Origin of the sequence: Streptomyces sp. SID5469 (assembly GCF_009862865.1) — a bacterium.
GTDB lineage: Bacteria > Actinomycetota > Actinomycetes > Streptomycetales > Streptomycetaceae > Streptomyces > Streptomyces avermitilis.
Genome location: NZ_WWIN01000001.1, coordinates 1,613,296 through 1,633,524 on the forward strand (window position 1 = coordinate 1,613,296; position 20,229 = coordinate 1,633,524).

18 protein-coding genes and 1 pseudogene are annotated in these 20,229 nt (G+C 72.0%); 4 read left to right on the forward strand and 15 right to left on the reverse strand.

Annotated elements, in window-relative coordinates; translation table 11 throughout:
* Positions 1-104 precede the first annotated feature (104 nt).
* Positions 105-836 carry a GntR family transcriptional regulator gene (locus GTY58_RS06950; RefSeq protein ID WP_037646056.1) on the forward strand — a complete coding sequence of 244 codons (732 nt, stop codon included), beginning with the start codon at positions 105-107 and terminating at the stop codon, positions 834-836.
* A 175-nt stretch (positions 837-1,011) separates the two neighbouring features.
* On the opposite strand, the gene GTY58_RS06955 is transcribed toward GTY58_RS06950, so the two are convergent.
* The gene (locus GTY58_RS06955) at positions 1,012-1,755 is read right to left on the reverse strand and encodes a class I SAM-dependent methyltransferase (protein WP_010982744.1); all 744 of its coding nucleotides are present in this window, start codon (positions 1,753-1,755) and stop codon (positions 1,012-1,014) included.
* Between the two features lie 155 nt (positions 1,756-1,910).
* Here GTY58_RS06955 and GTY58_RS06960 point away from each other — a divergent pair, with 155 nt between their 5' ends.
* Positions 1,911-3,500 (forward strand): alpha-amylase family glycosyl hydrolase, encoded by a 1,590-nt coding sequence (locus tag GTY58_RS06960; RefSeq protein WP_010982745.1) that lies wholly within the window; start codon positions 1,911-1,913, stop codon positions 3,498-3,500.
* Between the two features lies 1 nt (position 3,501).
* Here GTY58_RS06960 and GTY58_RS06965 read toward each other — a convergent pair whose 3' ends face one another.
* Together GTY58_RS06965 and GTY58_RS06970 are read right to left on the reverse strand one after the other, a co-directional pair.
* Complete coding sequence (locus tag GTY58_RS06965; protein WP_037646055.1) at positions 3,502-4,758, reverse strand: cytochrome P450; 1,257 nt, start codon at positions 4,756-4,758, stop codon at positions 3,502-3,504.
* Between the two features lie 101 nt (positions 4,759-4,859).
* Positions 4,860-6,047, reverse strand: coding sequence for a flavin-dependent monooxygenase (locus GTY58_RS06970; protein WP_037646268.1), 1,188 nt, complete (start codon positions 6,045-6,047; stop codon positions 4,860-4,862).
* Between the two features lie 378 nt (positions 6,048-6,425).
* On the opposite strand from GTY58_RS06970, the gene rho reads away from it, so the two are divergent.
* Together rho and GTY58_RS06980 are read left to right on the forward strand one after the other, a co-directional pair.
* Positions 6,426-7,565, forward strand: coding sequence for a transcription termination factor Rho (gene rho, locus GTY58_RS06975; protein ID WP_010982748.1), 1,140 nt, complete (start codon positions 6,426-6,428; stop codon positions 7,563-7,565).
* A gap of 111 nt (positions 7,566-7,676) precedes the next feature.
* A pseudogene (locus GTY58_RS06980) lies at positions 7,677-8,525 on the forward strand (D-alanyl-D-alanine carboxypeptidase); the annotation flags it as partial.
* A gap of 11 nt (positions 8,526-8,536) precedes the next feature.
* On the opposite strand, the gene GTY58_RS06985 reads toward GTY58_RS06980, so the two are convergent.
* From GTY58_RS06985 to GTY58_RS07040, 12 genes are all read right to left on the reverse strand, one after another.
* Entirely contained in the window at positions 8,537-9,919 is a 1,383-nt protein-coding gene (locus GTY58_RS06985; RefSeq protein WP_010982750.1) for a glycosyltransferase family 87 protein, read from the reverse strand.
* The gene (gene mptB / locus GTY58_RS06990; protein WP_037646054.1) at positions 9,916-11,307 is read right to left on the reverse strand and encodes a polyprenol phosphomannose-dependent alpha 1,6 mannosyltransferase MptB; all 1,392 of its coding nucleotides are present in this window, start codon (positions 11,305-11,307) and stop codon (positions 9,916-9,918) included. Before mptB ends, GTY58_RS06985 begins: the two co-directional genes overlap by 4 nt.
* 143 nt (positions 11,308-11,450) lie before the next feature.
* Positions 11,451-12,392, reverse strand: coding sequence for a glutaminase (locus tag GTY58_RS06995; protein WP_010982752.1), 942 nt, complete (start codon positions 12,390-12,392; stop codon positions 11,451-11,453).
* A gap of 203 nt (positions 12,393-12,595) precedes the next feature.
* On the reverse strand, positions 12,596-14,008 hold the full coding sequence (gene aspA, locus GTY58_RS07000; RefSeq protein WP_010982753.1) for an aspartate ammonia-lyase: 1,413 nt from the start codon (positions 14,006-14,008) through the stop codon (positions 12,596-12,598).
* Positions 14,009-14,099: 91 nt separating this feature from the next.
* The gene (locus GTY58_RS07005) at positions 14,100-15,116 is read right to left on the reverse strand and encodes an asparaginase (protein ID WP_078234590.1); all 1,017 of its coding nucleotides are present in this window, start codon (positions 15,114-15,116) and stop codon (positions 14,100-14,102) included.
* A gap of 11 nt (positions 15,117-15,127) precedes the next feature.
* Entirely contained in the window at positions 15,128-16,549 is a 1,422-nt protein-coding gene (locus GTY58_RS07010) for an amino acid permease (RefSeq protein ID WP_107083089.1), read from the reverse strand.
* Positions 16,550-16,584: 35 nt separating this feature from the next.
* On the reverse strand, positions 16,585-17,298 hold the full coding sequence (locus tag GTY58_RS07015) for a FadR/GntR family transcriptional regulator (RefSeq protein WP_042492811.1): 714 nt from the start codon (positions 17,296-17,298) through the stop codon (positions 16,585-16,587).
* Between the two features lie 153 nt (positions 17,299-17,451).
* Positions 17,452-18,285, reverse strand: coding sequence for an undecaprenyl-diphosphate phosphatase (locus GTY58_RS07020; RefSeq protein WP_010982757.1), 834 nt, complete (start codon positions 18,283-18,285; stop codon positions 17,452-17,454).
* A 69-nt stretch (positions 18,286-18,354) separates the two neighbouring features.
* Positions 18,355-18,729 (reverse strand): fluoride efflux transporter CrcB, encoded by a 375-nt coding sequence (gene crcB / locus GTY58_RS07025; protein ID WP_010982758.1) that lies wholly within the window; start codon positions 18,727-18,729, stop codon positions 18,355-18,357.
* A complete protein-coding gene (locus GTY58_RS07030; protein ID WP_010982759.1) occupies positions 18,726-18,968 on the reverse strand; it encodes a DUF190 domain-containing protein in 243 nt (80 codons plus the stop codon). Before GTY58_RS07030 ends, crcB (GTY58_RS07025) begins: the two co-directional genes overlap by 4 nt.
* Entirely contained in the window at positions 18,965-19,441 is a 477-nt protein-coding gene (crcB, locus tag GTY58_RS07035; protein ID WP_010982760.1) for a fluoride efflux transporter CrcB, read from the reverse strand. Before crcB (GTY58_RS07035) ends, GTY58_RS07030 begins: the two co-directional genes overlap by 4 nt.
* Positions 19,442-19,863: 422 nt before the next feature.
* Positions 19,864-20,151: a hypothetical protein gene (locus GTY58_RS07040; protein ID WP_010982761.1), complete on the reverse strand. Its 288-nt coding sequence runs from the start codon at positions 20,149-20,151 to the stop codon at positions 19,864-19,866.
* Positions 20,152-20,229 lie beyond the last annotated feature (78 nt).

The window sequence follows — 20,229 nt, forward strand, 5'->3', positions numbered from 1 at the left end:
CGGCCGAACTGCCCGGCCGCTCTTCCCTGGTGGTTTAGACCAATGCTAGATCTGGTCGCGCAAAGATCCCGCACGACTACGTCTTGTCACCAGGAGGCGCGGACATGGCCCGCTCCACCACATCCGACCACGACCCGCTCTACTGGAGGATCGCCCACGATCTACTCGGCGAACTGCGCGACGGAACCATTCCGCCGGGGGAACGACTGCCCGGCGAGCGGCACTTGGCCACGCACTTCGGGGTCAGCCGCGAGACCGTGCGACAGGCCCTGCAGATGCTGCGCCGCGACGGGCTGGTCGCCACGGACCGCCGGGGCAGCCACGCGACGCTGCCCGGCGCCACGGCCGAACCCGGCGCCGACGCCGCCCACATGCCGTCGCTCACCTTCCCCGTGGGCGCGCAGACCACGGAGCCCTGCCGGGCGACCGTCACCTGGGAAGAACCCCCCGCGGAGCACGCCCTGGCCCTGGGGCTCGCTCCGCGGCGGCCGACGCTCGTACATCGCTACGAGTCGGTCGCGGCCGACGGCAGCGGGCTGCGTACGGCCCTGACGTCGTTCTCCGTCGTCGCGGTCACGGAGGTCGCGGAGCTGGCCCGCTACCGCGACCGCGCGGACGGCTCGGCGGCGGCCCAGCTGTGGCGCGCGTACGACTGGATGCGCAAGGCGGGGCTGACGCTGCACCACCGTGACTCGATCACCCAGTTCCCCCCGTCGGTACGGGTCACCCGGCGCGTGCACGACCAGCATCACCGTCCACTGGAGATCACGGACCTTGTCGCGGATGCCCGACTGGACGCCCTGGTCTACGAGTTCACCCTGCCGGCGGCCGGCTGACCCCTGTGTCGCGCGCGCGGTCCACGGCGGGGCGAACCGGCACCGCTGGAGGTACGCGACGTAAGGGCACGGCCGGTGCTGTGAGGGGTACGGCCATGCGGGGCGCCGTACCCCTTGCCCGGACGGTCAGGTGCGGCCATCCGGCAGATTGCGGGAGCGCCGCACCCGCATGGCGTCACGCCCCGGCCGTACCGCTCTCCCGGGTGGCCACGACCATCCGGCAGCGCGGGCTTCCGTCGGGCCGCTGTCCGAACCCGGGCAGGGCGACGAGCTCCACCCGGAATCCGGCGCGCACCAGTTCCCGGCGTACGTCTCCGAGGCGGAAGGCCCGGTAGTACATGACGAACGGCGGACGCCACAGGGCGTTGCGCACCCGCATCGCCGTGTCGAAGCCCAGCAGGGCCCAGTACCAGGGCGAGGCGGGGCGCGGCGGGGCCGCGACGGGGAACGCGAACCGCCCGCCGGGCCGCAGCACGGAGTGGACCTGAGCGAACAGACCGGGCAGCTCGGCCGGCAGGAAGTGCCCGAAGGCGCCGAAGCTCACGACCAGGTCGAACACGGGGCCGAACGGCAGCGCGCGGGCATCACCGCGGACCCATGTGACGTCGGGCTGGCCGACGGCCCGCGCCTGCTCCCGTCCCACCGCCAGCATCCCCGCGCTGATGTCGACCCCGGTGACGCCTTCCCGGCACACCGTACGCAGCACGTCGACGCCTGCCCCGGTGCCGCAGCACAGGTCGAGCCCGCGGTCGAACGGCCCCATCGGCTCCAAGGCACCCTCGACCGCTTCCAGGACCGAGTCCGGGGTCCGGAACGGCGTGTGGTCGAACTTGGGTGCGAGCAGGTCATAGCCGTGCTCGACGGACGACAGGGCCTGAACGGCCAGTTCGCGGAGGGTGGGACCGTGCGGTGAGAACATCGCGCTCAGCTTAGGGGCAAACGCGCCGCGAAGATGCTCGCCTTCGGAGGCACAGATACCGGAAGAGATCGCCTTCGGCAGCGGCGGGCGTCGAAAGGGGTCACCTTCGGCCGAGGGGCAGCGCGCGCCGGGCGGGCTCGCCTAGGGTCCGCTTCATGACTTCGTTCCGTCCCGCCCCCGCATGGCTGGCCGACGCCGTCTTCTACCAGATCTATCCGCAGTCGTTCGCCGATTCCGACGGCGACGGCATCGGCGACTTCAACGGGATCGTCCAGCGCCTCGACCACCTCGTGTGGCTGGGCGTCACCGCCGTCTGGCTCAACCCGTGCTTCGTCTCCCCGTTCCGCGACGCGGGGTACGACGTCTCCGACTACCTGAACGTCGCGCCCCGCTACGGCTCGGCCGACGACCTGGCCGAGCTGGTCGACGAGGCGGGCCGCCGAGGTATCCGCGTCCTTCTCGACCTCGTCGCCGGTCACACCTCCGACGAACACCCGTGGTTCACGGCCTCGGCGAACGACCCGGACGACCACCGCTACATCTGGGCGCCCGAGGGCCGCCCGGACGGCTTCGTCACCTCGCCCGGCACCCGTCCGGGCGCGTATCTCCCGAACTTCTTCGACACCCAGCCCGCTCTCAACTTCGGCTACGGTCGCAAGAACCCGGCCGAGCCCTGGCGACAGCCGGTCGACGCCGCGGGCCCGCGCGCCAACCGCGAGGCACTGCGCACGATCATGGACCACTGGCTGGGTCTGGGCCTGGCCGGTTTCCGCGTGGACATGGCGGCATCACTCGTCAAGGACGACCCCGGCAGGACGGAGACGGCCAGGATCTGGACGGAGCTGCGGCACTGGCTGGACACGGCTCACCCGGACGCGGTGCTGCTGTCGGAGTGGGGCGAGCCCGAGGTGTCCGTCCCGGCCGGCTTCCACACGGACTTCTTCCTCCAGTTCGGCGGCGCGACGGACGGCCTGCCCCTGCGCTCGCTGTGGAGCAACGGCGACGGCACGGTCAACGAGGCCTGGGACCCGCTGGACTGCTTCTTCGACGCGAGCGGCAAGGGCTCGCCGCGCCCCTTCGTCGAGGCGTGGCGCAAGGCCTCCGACGCCGTCGGGGCCACCGGCTTCGTCTCCCTGCCCACCGCCAACCACGACTTCTCCCGCCTCAACTGCGGTCCGCGCACGGCCGAGCAGCTCCCCGCGGCGTTCGCCTTCCAGCTGACCTGGCCGACACTGCCGGCGATCTACTACGGCGACGAGATCGGCATGCGCTACGTCGGGGGCCTGCCCGACAAGGAGGGCAGCGTGCTGGGCCCCCGCTACAACCGCGCGGGCTCGCGCACCCCGATGCAGTGGGACGACGGTCCGGGCGCGGGCTTCTCCACGGCCCCGGCCGACCGGCTCTACCTGCCGCTCGACCCGTCCCCGGACCGCCCGACGGTGGCCGCCCAGCGCGCCGACGACGGCTCGCTCCTCCATCTGGTGCGCCGCCTCGTCGCCCTGCGCGCGAGCACCCCCGCACTCGGCTCGGGCGGCTCGGTGGAGGTGCTGCACACGGGGTACCCCTTCGTGTACGTCCGGGGCGGCCGCTATCTCGTGGTCGTCAACCCGCAGCGCAACGAGGTGCGTTGCCCCTACGACGCCACGCGGGAGGCACGCGCGCTGGAGGCGTCCGGCGTGCGGGTCGGCAACGGCACCATCGAGGCTGAAGGGTTCTCGTACGGCGTCTTCGACCTGGGCCGGTAGATCAGCTCCGGGGGACTCCCGGCCGCACCGGGAGCGCCCGCACGCTGTTGCCCACGAAGCTGGAGTGGCGCGCCAGTTCCGCCTCGGGGACGGCGAGTTCGAGGTCGGGGAAGCGGGTGAACAGCCGCTCCAGGGCGATGGTGGCCTCCATCCGGGCCAGCGGCGCGCCGAGGCAGTAATGGGCGCCGTGCCCGAGCGACAGGTGGCGCGTGGTCTCGGACCTGGCGGGCCGGGTGACGTCGAACCGGTCGGCGTCCGGCCCGTGTGCGGCCGGGTCGCGTCCGGCGGCCGAGTAGCCGGCCAGGACGGGGGTGCCCGCGGGGATGACGGTGCCGTCGACCGTCAGATCGCGCACCGGGTAGCGGAACGGGAAGTAGCTGACGGGGGCGTCCCAGCGCAGGGTCTCCTCGACGACGTCCGGCCAGCCGGCGTCTCCTTTGCGCACCAGCTCCAGCTGGTCGCGGTTGCCGCACAGCGCGCGTACGGCGTTGGTGATGAGGTTCAGCGTGGTCTCGTGCCCGGCGATGATCATCAGGACCAGGGTGCCGATGAGTTCCTGCTGGCTGAGCCGGTCGCCGCCCTCGTCCCGGGCGGCGATCAGCGCACTGGTGAGGTCGTCGCCCGGGCGCTCGGCCCGGGCGGCGGCCACCGTGCTCAGGACGGCCACCAGCTCCCGGTTGGCGGCGATGGCCTGCTCGGGCCCGATGTCCGTGGCCACCACCTGGTTCGACAGGTGGTGCAGTCGGTCCCGGTGCTCGGCGTCGACGCCGAGCAGTTCACCGATCACACCCATGGGCAGGGGCAGCGCGAAGTGCGCTCGTAGATCGGCGACCTGGCCGCCCTCCTCGGCCGCGCGCCCGAGACCGTCGAGCAGCGCGGACGTCAACTCCTCTATCCACGGTCGCAGTCGCTCCACCCGGCGGGCGGTGAAGGCCTTGCTCACCAGCGATCTGAGCCGCCGGTGGTCCTCACCGTCGGCGGTTGTCATCCCCTGCACGGTGGCGAAGGTCAGCAGCGGCCACCCCGGCGCGGTCCGCCCCTCTTGCAGCGCGGTGAAGTGCCGTGCGTTCTTGGCCACTTCGGGGTGCGCGAGGAACTCCTTGAGCGCGTCGTGCCCGAGGACCGCCATGCCTTCGATGTCACCGGGCAGGAGAACCGGCGCGACGGCGCCCCGCGCGAGCAGCCGCGCGTTGTCGGCGTGCGGACAGCCGCCGGCCGGGTCCATGCGGTGCGGCTGCGTGCCGGACGAGGTGTCCAACGAGGTCTCCTGACTGCGGCGTCGGGTCGGGGCCGTACGACGGACGAGTCTGCCTGCTCGCGGTACCCCGCGCACACGCCCCCGGCGCTCCCTTCAGGCCATCACAGGAAGGGAGTACCCGGGTCCATGCCGGACAGCACGCGGCCGTAGATCTCCATGTTGGTGGTGGGGTTGACGAAGGAGTGCAGACACAGCGCGTGGATGTCGCGGGTGATGCGTTGCATGGGCACCTCCTGGTGAAGGGAGGAGGCTCCGCTCGCGGCGGCGAGCAGGTCGACGGCCTCCCGGCAGATCCGGGTCACATAACCGCTCTCGGCCCGGATGCGCGCCCGCTCCAGCGGGGTGTACGGGAGGTCGTCGCGGGCCTTGGCCTCGATCTCGGCGGTCAGCCGGGCCAGGTGCAGCTCGGCACCGCCGACCCTCATCTCGGCCTCGGCCACCTGGAGATGGGTGACCGTGGCTTCGTTCTGCCGCTCGTGGAAGGTGTACGTGATGCCGCGCCGGTGGATGCGCTCGGTGAACTCCGCCACCGCCGCCCGGGCCAGGCCAAGGGCCACCGGGGCCGACCAGGCGCAGAACAGCAGCAGTACCGGCATACGGTAGAAGGGGTCGTCCGCGTTGGCCTTCGACGGGAACCGCCCGGCGAGCATCGGCCCGACCGCGAGCATGCGGTGCGCGGGAACGAAGACGTCACGGGCCACGACCGTGTTGCTCCCGCTGCCGGCCAGCCCCGTGACGTGCCAGTCGTCCAGTATCTCCAGCTCGGCCATGGGGACGGCGGCCCACCTGATCTCCGGCGGCCCCGGCGGGAGCTGTCCGTCGGCGGCGGCCACCGCGGTCGTCAGCAGGTGCCAGTCCGCGTGATGGCAGCCGGTGGCGAAGGCGGAGGTGCCGCTGACGCGGTAGCCGCCGCCGTACGGCACCGCCGTGGCACCGGGGATCAGCGTCCCGCCGATCCTGACGTCCGGGCCGCCGGGGCCGGTGAAGAACTCGTCCTGCGCCTCGTCGGGGAAGAGCGCCGCGATGTACGAGACGCCCGCCTGACTCAGCGTCATCCACGCGGTGGAAGCGCACTCGGCGGCGATCTCGGCGAAAGCGTCGACCTGGGTCCGCAGCGGAGTCTGGTGACCGCCGTAGCGGCGCGGCACGTTCATACGGTGGATCCCGGTGCCGGTCAGCGCCTCGACGACCTCGTCCGGCACCCGCCGCTCACGCTCGGCGCGCAGCGCGTTCTCCCGGATCAGCGGTCGCAGTGCTCGTACGCGTTCGACGATCCCGGCATCGACCATGCCGACCACCGTCGCGCGCCCCGCCTCCCCTGTCAACGCTGCCGCGACCGGCCGCGTGGGCGGGAATGAGATGGCTCTCGGCCGTGTTGCAGGACTGGATCGCGTATCCAGTGGTACGCTGCCGATGGCACTTGTGTAACGCCCCTTCTTTCGGCGCCGGTGCCCAGTCCTTCTCCATCAGCTGTCGCGCCCGTCCTTCACGACCGGCGATCCAGCTTCTCAGCACCACCTCCTGAGCACGGCCACGGACAGATCGTTCCGTCCGCCGCACCCGAGGTGTTTCCGCCGCGCACAGGCGTGAGCACGCCGCCTCCGGCCTCTCCCCCCTTCCTCAAGACCGCATGACCTCATGACCCAGTCCGTGAAAGGACCTCTCCGATGACCACCACACTCGAACACCCTCCCGTACAGCAGCAGCTCCCGGCCCACGCCACCGGTGTCCTCGACATCGCACAGGGCGGGCAGGGGTACCTGCGCACCGGGAACTGCCTGCCCACTCCGAACGACCTCCAGGTCCCCGCCGCGCTGATCCGCCGTCACGGCCTGCGCAAGGGCGACGTCGTCGAAGGCGTACGCGGCGGCCAGCGCGGCCTCACCGAGGTGGCGTCGGTCAACGGCCGCGCCCCCGAGCAGCTGCGCGGCCGCCCCCACTTCCGTGACCTCACCCCGCTGCACCCCCGCGAACGGATCCGGCTCGAACACCCCGCGGGCGGGCTGTCCACCCGGGTGATCGACCTGATCGCCCCGGTCGGCAAGGGCCAGCGCGGGCTCATCGTCGCCCCGCCCAAGACCGGCAAGACCGTGCTGCTCCAGCAGATCGCCGCGGCCGTCGCCGGGAACCACCCCGAGTGCCACCTGATGGTGGTGCTGCTCGACGAGCGCCCCGAGGAAGTCACCGACATGCGGCGGTCCGTGCGCGGCGAGGTGTACGCCTCGACCTTCGACCGGGCACCGAAGCAGCACATCGCGCTCGCCGAACTCGTCGTCGAACGGGCCAAGCGGCTCGTCGAACAGGGCCAGGACGTCGTCATCCTCCTGGACTCGCTCACCCGGCTGTGCCGGGCGCACAACAACACGGCCGCCGCCGGAGGCCGCACGCTCAGCGGTGGTGTCGACGCTGCCGCGCTCCAGGGCCCCAAGCGGTTCTTCGGCGCGGCGCGCCTGGCCGAGGAGGGCGGTTCGCTCACCATCCTCGCCACGGCCCTGGTGGAGACCGGCTCCCGCGCCGACGACTTCTTCTTCGAGGAGCTCAAGAGCACGGGCAACATGGAACTCCGCCTCGACCGCGCACCGGCCGCCAAGCGGATCTACCCGGCCGTCGACATCACCCCGTCCGGCACCCGCCGCGAGGAACTCCTGCTGCCTTCGGCCGAGTTGGCCGCCGTACGAGGACTGCGCCGCGCCCTGCAGACCCGGGACGGCCAGGCCAACCTCGAAACCCTCCTGGAGCGCCTGCGCGCCACGCCGGACAACACGGCCTTCCTGCGCCAGGTCCAGCCGACGCTGCCCGCCGCATAGGCGGCGCTTGCGGCATCCGGGTGCTCGATCCCCCCGCCCGGCCCAGGCATCCCCGCGTGGGCGGTCTCCGTTCCTACGGTGTCCGGTATGACTATCAGATTCTCATCCCGCATGGTTGGCTCCTGCTCCGCCCTCTGCGTGGTCGGCGCACTCGCTCTGGTGCCGGGCCCGGCCGTCGCCCGCACCGGCGTCGACCCTGCTGCCCCAAAACCCACGGCGTTGCAGCCGCCGCCGCTGTACCGGTCCGGCACGCAGGTGCGGCCACGGGCCGGGGCACCCGAGGTCCCGAACGTGTCGGCGCTGTCGTGGCTGGTGGCCGACGCGGGCACCGGCGATGTGCTCGCCTCGCACGACGCGCACCGCCCGCTGCCGCCCGCCAGCACCCTCAAGACGCTCTTCGCCCTCACCATGCTCCCCACGCTGCCCGGCGGCATCCGGCACACCGTCGCGGAGCGGGAACTGGAGGGACTCGGCGACGGCAGCAGCACGGTCGGCGTCACGGAAGGACAGACGTACCAGGTCACGGACCTGTGGCGCGGAATCTTCCTGCACTCCGGCAACGACGCCGTGCACGTACTGGCCTCGATGAACGGCGGCTGGGACACCACGGCCCACCAGATGCAGGCCAAGGCCCGCGCCCTGGGCGCCCTCGACACCCATGTCGTCTCCCCCGACGGCTACGACGCACCGGGGCAGACGTCGTCCGCCTACGACCTCGCGATCTTCGGCCGGGCCGGTCTGAACCGCGAGGACTTCGCCCGGTACTGCTCCACCGTCGATGCCACGTTCCCGGGCAACGGTGGGGCGTACGAGATCCAGAACACCAACCGGCTGCTGACCGGCGCCGACGGGATCGCGCCGTATCCCGGCCTGATCGGCGTCAAGAACGGCTACACCAGCAACGCGGGCAACACACTCGTGGCCGCCGCGCGCCGGGGCGGCCGCACGCTCGTCGTCACGGTGCTGAACCCTCAGTCGGGCGGCGGCTTGGCCGTGTACGAGGAGGCTCGCTCACTGCTCGACTGGGGGTTCGGCGCCGCCGGGCGCGTCGACCCCGTCGGGTCGCTGCTCTCCGCGCGCACCGTGGCGCAGGCGGGCCCCGCCACGCCGGATGCCGTCATGGCGCAGGACGGTGGCGGTCCCGGCTGGCCGGTGACGGGAGCGATCGCGGGTGCGGCCGCCGTGGGCGCGGGGGCCGTGGTGCTGGCGCTGCGCTTCAAGGGCGGGCGGTCCGGGCGGCGCTGACCGACCGGCAGCCGCAGCAGCAGTCCGAGAGTGACCCACACATAGGTGTTGCTGCCGAGGAACCCGTCGACGCCGGACGCGTCGTCGAACCACAGCCAGACGACGCTGCTGCACAGCACCACGTACAGAGTGCCGGCGACCCGCGGCAGGCGTCGGCGCCACAGGACGGCGAAGGACGGGAGCAGCCAGACCAGATGGTGCACCCAGGTGATCGGGCTGACCAGGCAGGCGGCCAGGCCGGTGAGGGCGAAGGCGGCCCGCCAGTCGCCCGCCCGCAGGGCGCGGTGGGTGCGCCGGGCCCAGACGGCCAGGACCAGCACGACCGCCACCGCCCAGACCGCACGGCTCGGTTCGCCCGGTGCCGCGAGCCGTGCCAGGACGCCTTGCAGCGACTGGTTGGAGACATAGTCGAGGCGGCCGACGCGGGCGGTGTCCCACACCGCCCGGGTCCAGTAGAAGCGGGAGGCGTCCGGCGCCGCCCACGCCGCGAGCGCGGTGGCGGCCCCGGCGACCGCCGTCGCGACGGCCGCGGCCCGCCAGCGGCGGGCGAGCAGCAGCAGACCGATGAAGAGCGCGGGCGTCAGTTTGACGGCCGTCGCGAGGCCGATGCCGACGCCCGCCCGGCGCCCGCGCCCGGTGGACAGCAGCCAGGCGTCGCCGAGCACGAGGGCCAGCAGCAGAAGGTTGACCTGGCCGAAGCTGACGGTGTCGCGGACCGGTTCGAGCAGCGCCAGCGCACAGCCGGCCAGGGCCCAGCCGAACCAGCCGTGGCGCCGCAGAGCGGGCCCGGTGAGGATCAGCAGCACCGCGGCCGTCGCCGCGAGGTTGAGCAGCAGCGCGAGCGCGACCGCCGTCGGCAGGCCGACCAGGGCCATCGGCAGCATGCCGAGGGCCGCGAACGGCGGATAGGTGAATCCGTACGTCGTCCCCGGCACCCGGTAGTCGTAGATACGGCCGCCGTGGTGCACCCACGCGTCGACGGTCCCGTAGTAGACGCGCAGGTCGAACCAGTCGCGCAGCAGCGGCACGGTGGCGGTGAAGACGGCGACGGCGGTGGCGAGGGGCAGCACGAGGGCGAGCCGCCCCCGGTCGGTGTGCGGCAGTCTCACGCGGTCCGCCCCGGCACCGGTGCCCGCGCCGTCTGATGAGCCTGCCAGAGCACGACCAGGGCGAGCACACCACCGGAGACGGCCAGGACCACCTGCGCGGTGTCCGGCGGTCCGCCGTTGGGCAGCACCGCGAGCGCGAGCACGCAGCCGACAGCGGCGGCGACACGGTGGCGCAGGGAACCGCTGGGGGCGGCCGCCGCGATGAGGAACAGGCCCCACAGCGCGTACCAGGGCCGGATCGCGGGGCCGAGGACGGCCACCACGGCCAGGCTCAGCCCGAGCGCGTAGACCGGGCCGGGCCGCAGCCGCAGCCAGATGAACAGGACGGCGGCCGTGGTCGCCACGAGTCCGGCCGCCTGCCAGGCCGGCAGGGCGAGGGGCGCGAGATCGCTGCCGAGGTTCTCCAGCAGGGCGCCGGTGGCACGGCCGAGGACGCTGGTGGGCGACCAGTTGTGGGGCGAGACAGGGGTCTTGAGGGCGGCGATCCAGCCGTATCCCGTACCGGCGACGGCGGTGGCCAGGGCGGTCGTGGCGAGCGCGCCGGCCGTGGTCGTCGCCACCGCCCGCGCCACACCGACGTGTCGGCGCAATGCCACCACGGCGACCAGGCCGAGCACCGCCGGCGCCTTGACCAGCGCGGCCAGCGTCACGAGGACGACGCCCAGGACGTGCCACCGGCCGCGCGCGGCCACCAGTCCGGCGCCGAGCAGCCCCAGCATGACGGCGTCGTTGTGCGCCCCCGCGACCAGATGCAGCAGCACCAGCGGGTGGAGAGCGCCGAGCCACAGCGCGGCGGCCGGGTCGACGCCGCTGTGCCGGGCGAGCCGGGGCAGTGCCGCCGCCATCAGCGCCACCCCGAGCAGTGCGACCAGCCGCATGCCGAGCAGCCCGGCCGGCAGCTCGCCGCGCGTCAGGCCGGACAGGGCCGAGGCGACGGCGAGGAAGACCGGTCCGTACGGGGTCGGCGTGTGCTGCCAGACCGGGGCCACCTGGTCCGCGAGCGGCCCGCCGAGCCGCGCGGGGCCGTACGCGTACACGTCGATGTGGGCGTCGACCATGGCGCCCTGGGCGAGGTAGCTGTAGACGTCGCGGCTGAACAGGGGCGGTGCCAGCAGGAGCGGCGCCGCCCAGGCGGCGAGCACCCCCAGGAGCGAGCGCACGGTGGGCGGTTCGGGGCCTCGTACGACTGTGCCCAGCAGCGCCCACGCGGCGATCAGCAGAACGACGCCGAAGTACACGCCGACCAGTCCGAGCGCCGCGCGCCCGGACTCGGGGGCGATCAGCTCGCGGGCCGGCAGGGCCCCGGCCGTCTCACCGCCCGCCGCGAGGAAGGCGGTGCCGGCCAGGCCGAGGGCCTGACAGCGGCGGAGATCGACGGGGAAAGCCATGGCCAACACTCGGGAAGCGTGTCAACGCCGGATGGCCGGAAGGCGACGCACTTCCCTCCGGGCGGCGGCCTGCGTGTGACCGCCGTGTGCGCGGGGCCGGGCCGATGGGTTCGGACCCTCAGAACGCCGGTGAGTTCGGACCCTCAGAACACCGACACGCCCGTCAGGGTCGTGAAGCGGTCGAGGGCCGCGACGCCCGCCACCGAGTTGCCGCGCTCGTCGAGGCCCGGGCTCCACACGCACAGCGTGCAGCGGCCGGGGACGACCGCGATGATGCCGCCGCCGACGCCGCTCTTGCCGGGCAGGCCCACGCGGTAGGCGAAGTCGCCCGCCGCGTCGTACGTGCCGCAGGTCAGCATGACCGCGTTGACCTGCTTGGCCTGGCTCTGGGTGAGCAGCCGGGAGCCGTCGGCGCGGATGCCGTGCCGGGCCAGGAAGCCGGTGGCGAGCGCCAGGTCGGCGCAGGACGCCTCGATGGAGCACTGCCGGAAGTACTGGTCGAGGAGCACCGGCACGGAGTTGTCGATATTGCCGTACGACGCCATGAAGTGGCCGAGCGCGGCGTTCCGGTCGCCGTGCGCGGCCTCGGAGGCGGCGACGTCCTGGTCGAAGGTCAGCCGGGGGTTGCCGCTCTCGGCGCGCAGGAACTCCAGGAGCGACCCGGCCGCGTCGCCGGTCTGTGTCTGGAGCCGGTCGGTGACGACGAGGGCGCCCGCGTTGATGAACGGGTTGCGCGGGATGCCGCTCTCGTACTCCAGCTGGACCAGCGAGTTGAACGGGTTGCCGGAGGGTTCGCGGCCCACGTGCTCCCACAGGGCGTCGCCCTCGCGGGCCAGGTCGAGGGCGAGGGTGAACACCTTGGTGATGGACTGCGTGGAGAACGGCTGCCGCCAGTCCCCCACGCCGTACACCGTGCCGTCGAGCTCCGCGACGGCCATGCCGAAGCGGCGCGGGTCGCAGGCGGCCAGCGCCGGAATGTAGTCGGCGGGCCGGCCGCGCCCCGGGGTGCGCTCGATCTCGTCGGCGATGCGCTCCAGGACCGGCTGGAAGGCGTGGGACGACCAGGACGCGGACATGATCACCATTCTGCCGCCCGGTCACGCGGAACGCGCATCCGCCTCCGGCGGGCGGGGCCGGCGCCGGTCCGGCGGATCGGGCCGGAGGAAGGCAACGGTGTCTGCTGAGGGGCGGGCAGGTCGGACCCCGCGCCTGCGCCATGATCCGGCGAACAGGCCCTCGGCCGACCGGCCGACACCCCTCCCCGTGGCTTCCGGTGTTCGTCCACTGTTCAGATCTGCGGGGAGCCGCTGCCCGCGAGCACCTCGGGCCGCAGCAGCGACGCGAGCCGGTCGGCCGGCAACAGGCCCTTCTCCAGGACGAGTTCGGCGACCCCGCGCCCGGTGGCGAGGGCCTCCTTGGCGATGGCGGTGGCCGCCGTGTACCCGATGTGCGGGTTGAGGGCGGTCACCAGGCCGATGGAGTTCTCCACGGCGGCGCGCAGTTCCTCGGTGTTGGCCGTGATCCCGTCGACGCACCGCTCGGCGAGCGTCAGGCAGGCGGCCCGCAGATGCGTGATGCTCTCGGACAGCGAGTGCAGGATGATCGGCTCGAAGGCGTTGAGCTGGAGCTGCCCCGCCTCGGCGGCCATGGTGATCGCGACGTCGTTGCCGATGACCTCGAAGGCGACCTGGTTGACGACCTCGGGGATGACCGGGTTGACCTTGCCGGGCATGATGCTCGAACCGGCCTGTACCGGCGGCAGGTTGATCTCGTTGAGCCCCGCGCGCGGCCCGGACGACAGCAGCCGCAGGTCGTTGCAGCTCTTGGAGAGCTTGACGGCGATCCGCTTGAGCACCCCCGACATCTGGACGAAGGCACCGCAGTCCTGGGTGGCCTCGACCAGGTTGGCGGCGGTGACCAGCGGCAGCCCGGTGAGGGCGGCGAGCTGGCGGCGGGCCGACTCGGCGTATCCGGCGGGCGCGTTGAGTCCGGTGCCGATCGCCGTGGCGCCCAGGTTGATCTCGTGGATCAGTTCGACGGCCTCGGCGAGCCGGCTGCGGTCCTCGTCGAGCATGACGGCGTACGCGGAGAACTCCTGCCCCAGCGTCATGGGCACCGCGTCCTGGAGCTGGGTGCGGCCCATCTTCAGCACGTCACGGAACTCGACGGCCTTGCGGGCGAAGGCGTCCTGGAGCACCGCCATGGCCTTGAGCAGACCGCGCACCGCGAACACGGTCGCGATCTTCACGGCGGTCGGGTAGACGTCGTTGGTCGACTGGCCGAGGTTGACGTCCTCGTTGGGGTGCAGGTGCCGGTACTCGCCCTTGGCGTGGCCGAGCAGTTCAAGGGCCCGGTTGGCGATGACCTCGTTGGCGTTCATGTTCGTCGAGGTGCCCGCGCCGCCCTGGATGACGTCGACGACGAACTGGTCGTGCAGCTTGCCGTCCCGGATCTCCCGGCAGGCGGCCACGATGGCCGCGGCCTTCTTCGGCTCCAGCAGGCCGAGTTCCTCGTTGGCGAGGGCGGCGGCCTCCTTCACGGCGGCGAGGGCGTCGATCAGATGCGGGTACGTGGAGATCGGCGTCCCCGTGATGGGGAAGTTCTCCTTGGCGCGCAGGGAGTGGATGCCCCAGTACGCCTCGGCGGGGACGTCGCGGTCTCCGAGCAGGTCGTGTTCGCTGCGGTGGGCTGCGGCGGTCATGGCAGTGCGGGTCTCTTTCAGAGGGGGACGAGTCCGACGTACGGGGTGGGTGCGCCGGACATGTGAGGTGCGTACGTCGGGTGTGCGGGCGTCAGGAGTACGTGTGCCGGGTGAGGGGATCGAGAGCGCGGACGGGCCGGACGCCGCCGACCGGCCGGCCGCCGCCGAGCAGCGGCTCGCCCGCGAACTCGGCGAGCGCCGCCGGGTCGACACCGGCGCGCGCGAGGGCGGCCGCGGCGACCGGGACACGCGCCCGGTTCGCGCCGTCGGCGATCTTGACGGCGACGGCGCGGCCGTCCGGGAGCGCGGCGACCTGTACGCCCTCGAAGCCGTCCTTGGCGAGCAGTCCGGGCACGGCCCGCATCAGCGCGGCGACGTCGCGTCCGGTGCCGGAGGCCATCTCGGCGTGCTCGCGCATCGCGTCGGCCACCCGCGCCTCCGGGGTCCCCGAAGGCGCGGTGGTGATCCGGGCCGCGGCTCGCGCCAGGCCGTGCAGGGAGACGGAGAAGAGGGGGGCGCCGCAGCCGTCGACGGTCACCTTGGCGATGGCCTGCCCTGTGAGGTCCTCGACGATCTCGGCGATGGCCTGCTGGAGCGGGTGCGCGGGATCGAGACAGTCGTCGAGGGACCAGCCGTTGAGCTTCGCCGTGTACAGCATGGCCGCGTGCTTGCCGGAGCAGTTCTGGGCGAGCCGGGACGGCAGCCGCCCCTGGCGCACCCAGGACTCCCGCACGACCGGGTCGAACGGCAGGTCGGGCACATTGCGCAGATCGTCCTCGGTGAGCCCGGCCCGCTCCAGGATCCGCCGGGTGCCGGCCAGATGCCGCTCCTCGCCGGAGTGGCTGGCGGCGGCCAGCGAGAGCAGTTCCCCGTCGAGGGGCAGCCCGGCCCGCAGCATCGCCACGGCCTGTACGGGCTTGAGGGCCGAGCGTGGATAGAAGGCCGCCTCGATGTCGCCGATCTGCAGGTCCACGTTCCCGTCGGCGCCGAGCACCACGACGGACCCGTAGTGGATGCCCTCGATGACCCCTTCGCGTACGAGGTGGGCGACGGGGGTGTGCAGGGGCTCCCGGATCACGGGGGCCTCGGCCAGAGAACTGCCGTACAGCACCGCCTGGTTCACGCGTCCGCTCCGGAGGCCTTGCGGGCGACCCGGCCGCGTACGCCGTACCAGCCGGCCACCAGCGCCGCCGCGATCAGCGGCAGGCACAGCACCGTCGTACGGCCGGCGCCGCCGTCGGCGTACATCAGGACGAGCACGCTGACGAGGAAGCCGATGGTGACGATCTCGGTCCACGGCGAGCCGGGGAGGCGGTAGCTCGGCCTGGACAGCTCGCCGGTGCGGGTCTTCCGCCAGAACATGAGGTGGCAGAGCATGATCATGCCCCAGGTGGCGAGGATGCCGATCGCCGCGAAGTTGAGCACGATCTCGAAGGCGTCGGCCGGGACCACGAAGTTGAGGCCGACGCCGAGGATACAGATGCCGCTGGTGAGCAGGATGCCGCCGTAGGGGACCTGGCTGCGGCTCATCACGCCGGTGAACTTCGGCGCGGAGCCGGACATGGCCATGGAGCGCAGGATGCGGCCGGTGGAGTACAGGCCGGAGTTGAGCGAGGACATGGCCGCGGTGAGGACGACGAGGTTCATCACGCCGCCCGCCGCCGGGACGCCGATGTTGGAGAGGACGGTCACGAAGGGGCTCTGGCCGGCGGTGTACTTGTTCCAGGGCAGCAGCATCGACAGCAGGACGACCGAGCCGACGTAGAAGAGGCCGACGCGCCACATGATCGAGTTGATCGCCTTCGGCATGATCTTCTCGGGGTTCTCGGTCTCGCCCGCCGCGACACCGACCAGCTCGACGGAGGCGTACGCGAAGACGACGCCCTGGATGATCAGCAGCATCGGCAGCAGGCCGTGGGGGAAGATGCCGCCGTGGTCGGTGATCAGGGACGGGCCGGGGTGGTGGCCGTCGACCGGGTGCTGGGTGACCAGCAGGAAGATGCCGATGAGCATGAAGACGACGAGCGCGCTGACCTTGATGATCGCGAACCAGAACTCCAGTTCGCCGAACATGCGTACGGAGATCAGGTTCACGGTGAGGACGACGGCGAGCGCGATCAGTGCGATCACCCACTGCGGGATGTCGGAGAACATGCCCCAGTAGTGGGTGTAGACGGCCACCGCGGTGATGTCGGCGATACCGGTGGTGGCCCAGTTGAGGAAGTACATCCAGCCGGCCGTGTACGCGCCCTTCTCGCCGAGGAACTCCCGGGCGTACGACACGAAGGCGCCGGAGGAGGGCCGGTACAGGACGAGTTCGCCGAGCGCCCGGACGACGAGGAAGGCGAAGATCCCGCAGACCGCGTACGCGACGAAGAGGGACGGTCCCGCGTCGGCGAGGCGACCGCCCGCGCCGAGGAAGAGCCCGGTGCCGATGGCGCCGCCGATGGCGATCATGTTGACGTGCCGGGACTTCAGGGACTTGGCGTAGCCCGCGTCTCCGGCGTCGACGTGCCGCGAGGGCTGCGTCCCGGTCCGTATCGCGCCTTGGGCCTCGCCTTTGAGGGACTGCTCGCTCACGCCTGGGGTCCGCCTTCCGAAGGGGATGGTGCCGTGGAGTCCGTGGGGATCTGGGTGGGGGTGTCCGTGCGCGGGGTGCGCACGATGTCGGTGAGGGTCGTCTCGACGCGGTCCAGGTGGTGGGACATGGCCTCCACCGCGTCGTGCTCGCTGCGGTCGATCAGCGCCTCGACGATCGCCCGGTGCTCGCGGTTGGACTGTTCGCGACGGCCGCCCAGTTCGTTGAGGAAGGCCGACTGACGCGCCAGCGCGTCGCGGATCTCCTCGATCACCCGGCGGAAGACCGGGTTCTGGGCGGCCTCGGCGACCGTGAGGTGGAAGAGCGTGTCCATCGCGACCCACGCGGTGGTGTCCGTCTCCCGCTCCATGCGGTCCAGGAGATGGGCGAGGTGGTCGAGGTTCTCGGGAGTGCGCCGCAGCGCCGCGTACCCGGCGACCGGGATCTCGACGTGGCGGCGGACTTCCAGCAGGTCGCTGGCCACGTAGTCGCCGAAGGTGGGGTCCTCGACCGTGTGAGCCAGGACGAAGGTGCCCTTGCCGGTGCGGGACGCGGTCAGCCCCATCACCTGGAGGGCGCGCAGGGCCTCGCGGAGCACCGGCCTGCTGACTTCCAGGCGTCGGCACAGCTCGGCCTCGGAGGGAAGCTTCTCGCCGATGGCGTAGTCGCCGCGCTCGATGGCGCCGCGAAGGTGGCTGAGCACCGCTTCCATGGCGCTGACGCGCCGCGGTACCGCACCACCTGTCTGGCTGTCTGACAGGTTCACGGGTGTGATCCTCCGGGTAACGGGAGGCGACTGTCAAGGGTCTGAAAATGAGAATCGGCGCCCGCGGAACGGACGCCGATTCTCGTACCGCGGACGGACTCAGCTGAGCACACCCGTGCCGAGCAGGCCCAGGAGCAGCACGCCGATGACGATCCGGTAGATCACGAAGGCGTTGAAGGAGTGCTTGGCGACGAACTTCAGCAGCCAGGAGATGGAGCCGTACGCGACCACGAAGGACACGATCGTGCCGACGGCCAGCGGGGCGACGCCCACGCCCGTGCCCAGGGCGTCCTTCAGCTCGTACAGGCCGGCTCCGGTGAGGGCGGGGATGCCGAGGAAGAAGGAGAGGCGGGTGGCGGCGACGCGGTCGAGGTCGAGGATGAGCGCGGTGGACATCGTGGCGCCGGAGCGGGAGAAGCCCGGAAAGAGCAGCGCGAGGATCTGGGAGCTGCCGACCAGCATCGCGTCCTTGAAGGAGGTGTCGTCCTCGCCGCGCTTGTGCCGGCCCATCTGGTCCGCCGCCCACATCACGCCACTGCCGACGATCAGCGAGGCCGCGACCACCCACAGCGAGGCGAGCGGGCCCTCGATGAGGGACTTGGCGGCCAGGCCCACGATCACGATCGGGATGGTGGCGTAGATGACCCACCAGGCGAACTTGTAGTCGTGGTGGTGACGCTCGTCGCGGTTGCGCAGTCCGCGTCCCCACGCGGAGACGATCCGCACGATGTCCTTGAAGAAGTACACGAGCACGGCCGCGATCGCGCCGACCTGGATGACGGCCGAGAACCCGACGACGGCGTTGTCGTCGACGGGAATCCCCATCAGCCCCTCGGTGATCTTGAGGTGGCCGGTGGAGGAGACGGGAAGGAACTCGGTCACGCCCTCGACGGCTCCGAGGACGACGGCCTGACCGACGTTGATGACGCTCATGGGATCCAGTTCTGGGGTTGGTCGACAGTGTTGTAGACAGTCTTACTACGCGCGGGTGCACTCCGGCCGCTACGCCCACAGAGCCTGGGCGAACCAGACCCCGGCGAATGCCGCGCCGAGCCCCGCCGCCACACTCGCGATCGCGTTGGCGGCAGCGTAGAACCCCGCGCCGGTCTCGGTGAGCCGTAGTGTCTCGTACGAGAACGTCGAGTATGTCGTCAGCGCCCCGCACAGACCCGTGCCGAGGAGGAGCTCCAGGTGCGGGGAGGCGACGCCCGCCGAGGCCGCGCCGGTCAGGAGGCCGAGGACGAGACAGCCCGTGACGTTGATGGCGAAGGTACCCCAGGGGAAGACGGCGTCATGCCTGAGCTGCACCATCCGGTCGGTCACGTACCGCAGGGGCGCGCCGACCATGGCACCGGCGATCACCAGCAGCCAATTCACAACGACTTCTCACCTTTCCGGCCCGGGTTCTCGCGGGCCGCGTACCGGATGACCTCGCAGTCGTCGAGGATCAGCGCGGAGCCGCCGAAGCCCTCGATTCCCCGGAAGACGCTCGCTCCCGCCAGTCCGGCCGCGTGGGCGCGGTGCACGATCTCCGTGTAGAGCGGCTTGTGGTGCCAGGTGTCGCTCTCGCCGATGAGGACCGTCACGCGGAGCGCGCCGCCTGTGAGCCTTGTCATCGCCGCCTCCGTACGAGGACGCGGCGGGCCGCCGTCGCCGCGAGCCGGACCGCCGCGAGGGCCGCGAGCAGGGTCGCGGCGAGGTAGGCCAGCGCGGTGCGTGGATGGCCCGCGTCGACCAGCTTCTGGATGTCGACGGCGTACGTCGAGAAGGTGGTGAAGCCGCCGAGCACCCCGGTGCCGAAGAAGGGCCGTACCAGTCGGTGGGCCGGCCACACATCGGTGATCACGACCATGAAGACGCCGATCACGGCGCAGCCGACGACGTTGACCCAGAAGGTGGTCCAGGGGAATCCGCCCGACTGCGTGGGCCACAGCAGCGCGGCCGCGTACCGGGCGGTGCCGCCGATGCCGCCGCCGAGCGCGACGACCGCCACGACGGGGGCCTGGCCGTGCCAGGCGGAGCGCCGTCGGGCGGGGGCGCGTACGGCGATGCCGGGTTCGCCGACGCTTTCGGGGTGCGGGACTGTCATGTACGTACGTCTCCTACTCGCCGGGGCGCGGGCTCCCGGGCACTCCCCCGAGCTCTGGGCTTCGCTCGAGCGGGGAGGTGCCCCTGTCGCAAGTAGGGACCGTTGGCGGCCGCGGTGCCGCGGTTCGGGTACGGCGGGCCCCACCGCCGTGCCGCGAGGCAAGAATCGCGGCCGATGAACAGGTTAGCGCCGACGGCAGTGGCCCCGCACCCGGGTCAGCCGGCTCCTGCGGGCAGGCCGCACACGGCGACCCCGCGCTCCCCAGGGGCCCGGCTGACCGGTTCGCGACGCGGGGCCGGGCTCGCCGATTCATCACCCGAGGGCCGGGCCCACACAACACCGCCCGAGACCGGGCTCGGGGGTTCACCGGCCCGGGTATGCCGTGCTTCCGCGGCAGCGGGAGCGGTACCGGCGTCGCGCGATCACCAGCCCTTCTCGAACATGCGTCCGACCTCGGCGATGCGGACTTCGTCGCGGCGGTAGTACGTGCGTCGGCGGATCCTCTTCGTGCGCAGGAGACCGATGCCGGCGAGGAGGCCGAGATGGGTGTCGGCGACCGCTCTGCGGACGCCGAGCTTCACCGCGACGGCCGCCGCGGTGACGCCGTCCTCGACGAGGTCGCCGTGCCGGTCCGGCGGAAAGTGTGCGGCCGGGTCCTTCAGCCACTCCAGGATCTCCAGGCGTTTCTCGCTGATGGGTAGCTTCAGCATCTCGACCCTCCGTCCGAGCCTCCACGCGCCTCGTGGTCCTCTGTCAATGTCCCGCAGACCCGGCCGCCGCGTCCGGGA

Coding starts and splice junctions, on each gene's coding strand:
- GTY58_RS06950 (WP_037646056.1), top strand. CDS start 105: ATGGCCCGCTCCACCACATCCGACCACGACCCGCTCTACTGGAGGATC.
- GTY58_RS06955 (WP_010982744.1), bottom strand. CDS start 1,755: ATGTTCTCACCGCACGGTCCCACCCTCCGCGAACTGGCCGTTCAGGCC.
- GTY58_RS06960 (WP_010982745.1), top strand. CDS start 1,911: ATGACTTCGTTCCGTCCCGCCCCCGCATGGCTGGCCGACGCCGTCTTC.
- GTY58_RS06970 (WP_037646268.1), bottom strand. CDS start 6,047: ATGGTCGATGCCGGGATCGTCGAACGCGTACGAGCACTGCGACCGCTG.
- rho (WP_010982748.1), top strand. CDS start 6,426: ATGACCACCACACTCGAACACCCTCCCGTACAGCAGCAGCTCCCGGCC.
- mptB (WP_037646054.1), bottom strand. CDS start 11,307: ATGGCTTTCCCCGTCGATCTCCGCCGCTGTCAGGCCCTCGGCCTGGCC.
- GTY58_RS06995 (WP_010982752.1), bottom strand. CDS start 12,392: ATGGTGATCATGTCCGCGTCCTGGTCGTCCCACGCCTTCCAGCCGGTC.
- aspA (WP_010982753.1), bottom strand. CDS start 14,008: ATGACCGCCGCAGCCCACCGCAGCGAACACGACCTGCTCGGAGACCGC.
- GTY58_RS07015 (WP_042492811.1), bottom strand. CDS start 17,298: ATGGAAGCGGTGCTCAGCCACCTTCGCGGCGCCATCGAGCGCGGCGAC.
- GTY58_RS07020 (WP_010982757.1), bottom strand. CDS start 18,285: ATGAGCGTCATCAACGTCGGTCAGGCCGTCGTCCTCGGAGCCGTCGAG.
- GTY58_RS07030 (WP_010982759.1), bottom strand. CDS start 18,968: ATGACAAGGCTCACAGGCGGCGCGCTCCGCGTGACGGTCCTCATCGGC.
- crcB (WP_010982760.1), bottom strand. CDS start 19,441: ATGACAGTCCCGCACCCCGAAAGCGTCGGCGAACCCGGCATCGCCGTA.
- GTY58_RS07040 (WP_010982761.1), bottom strand. CDS start 20,151: ATGCTGAAGCTACCCATCAGCGAGAAACGCCTGGAGATCCTGGAGTGG.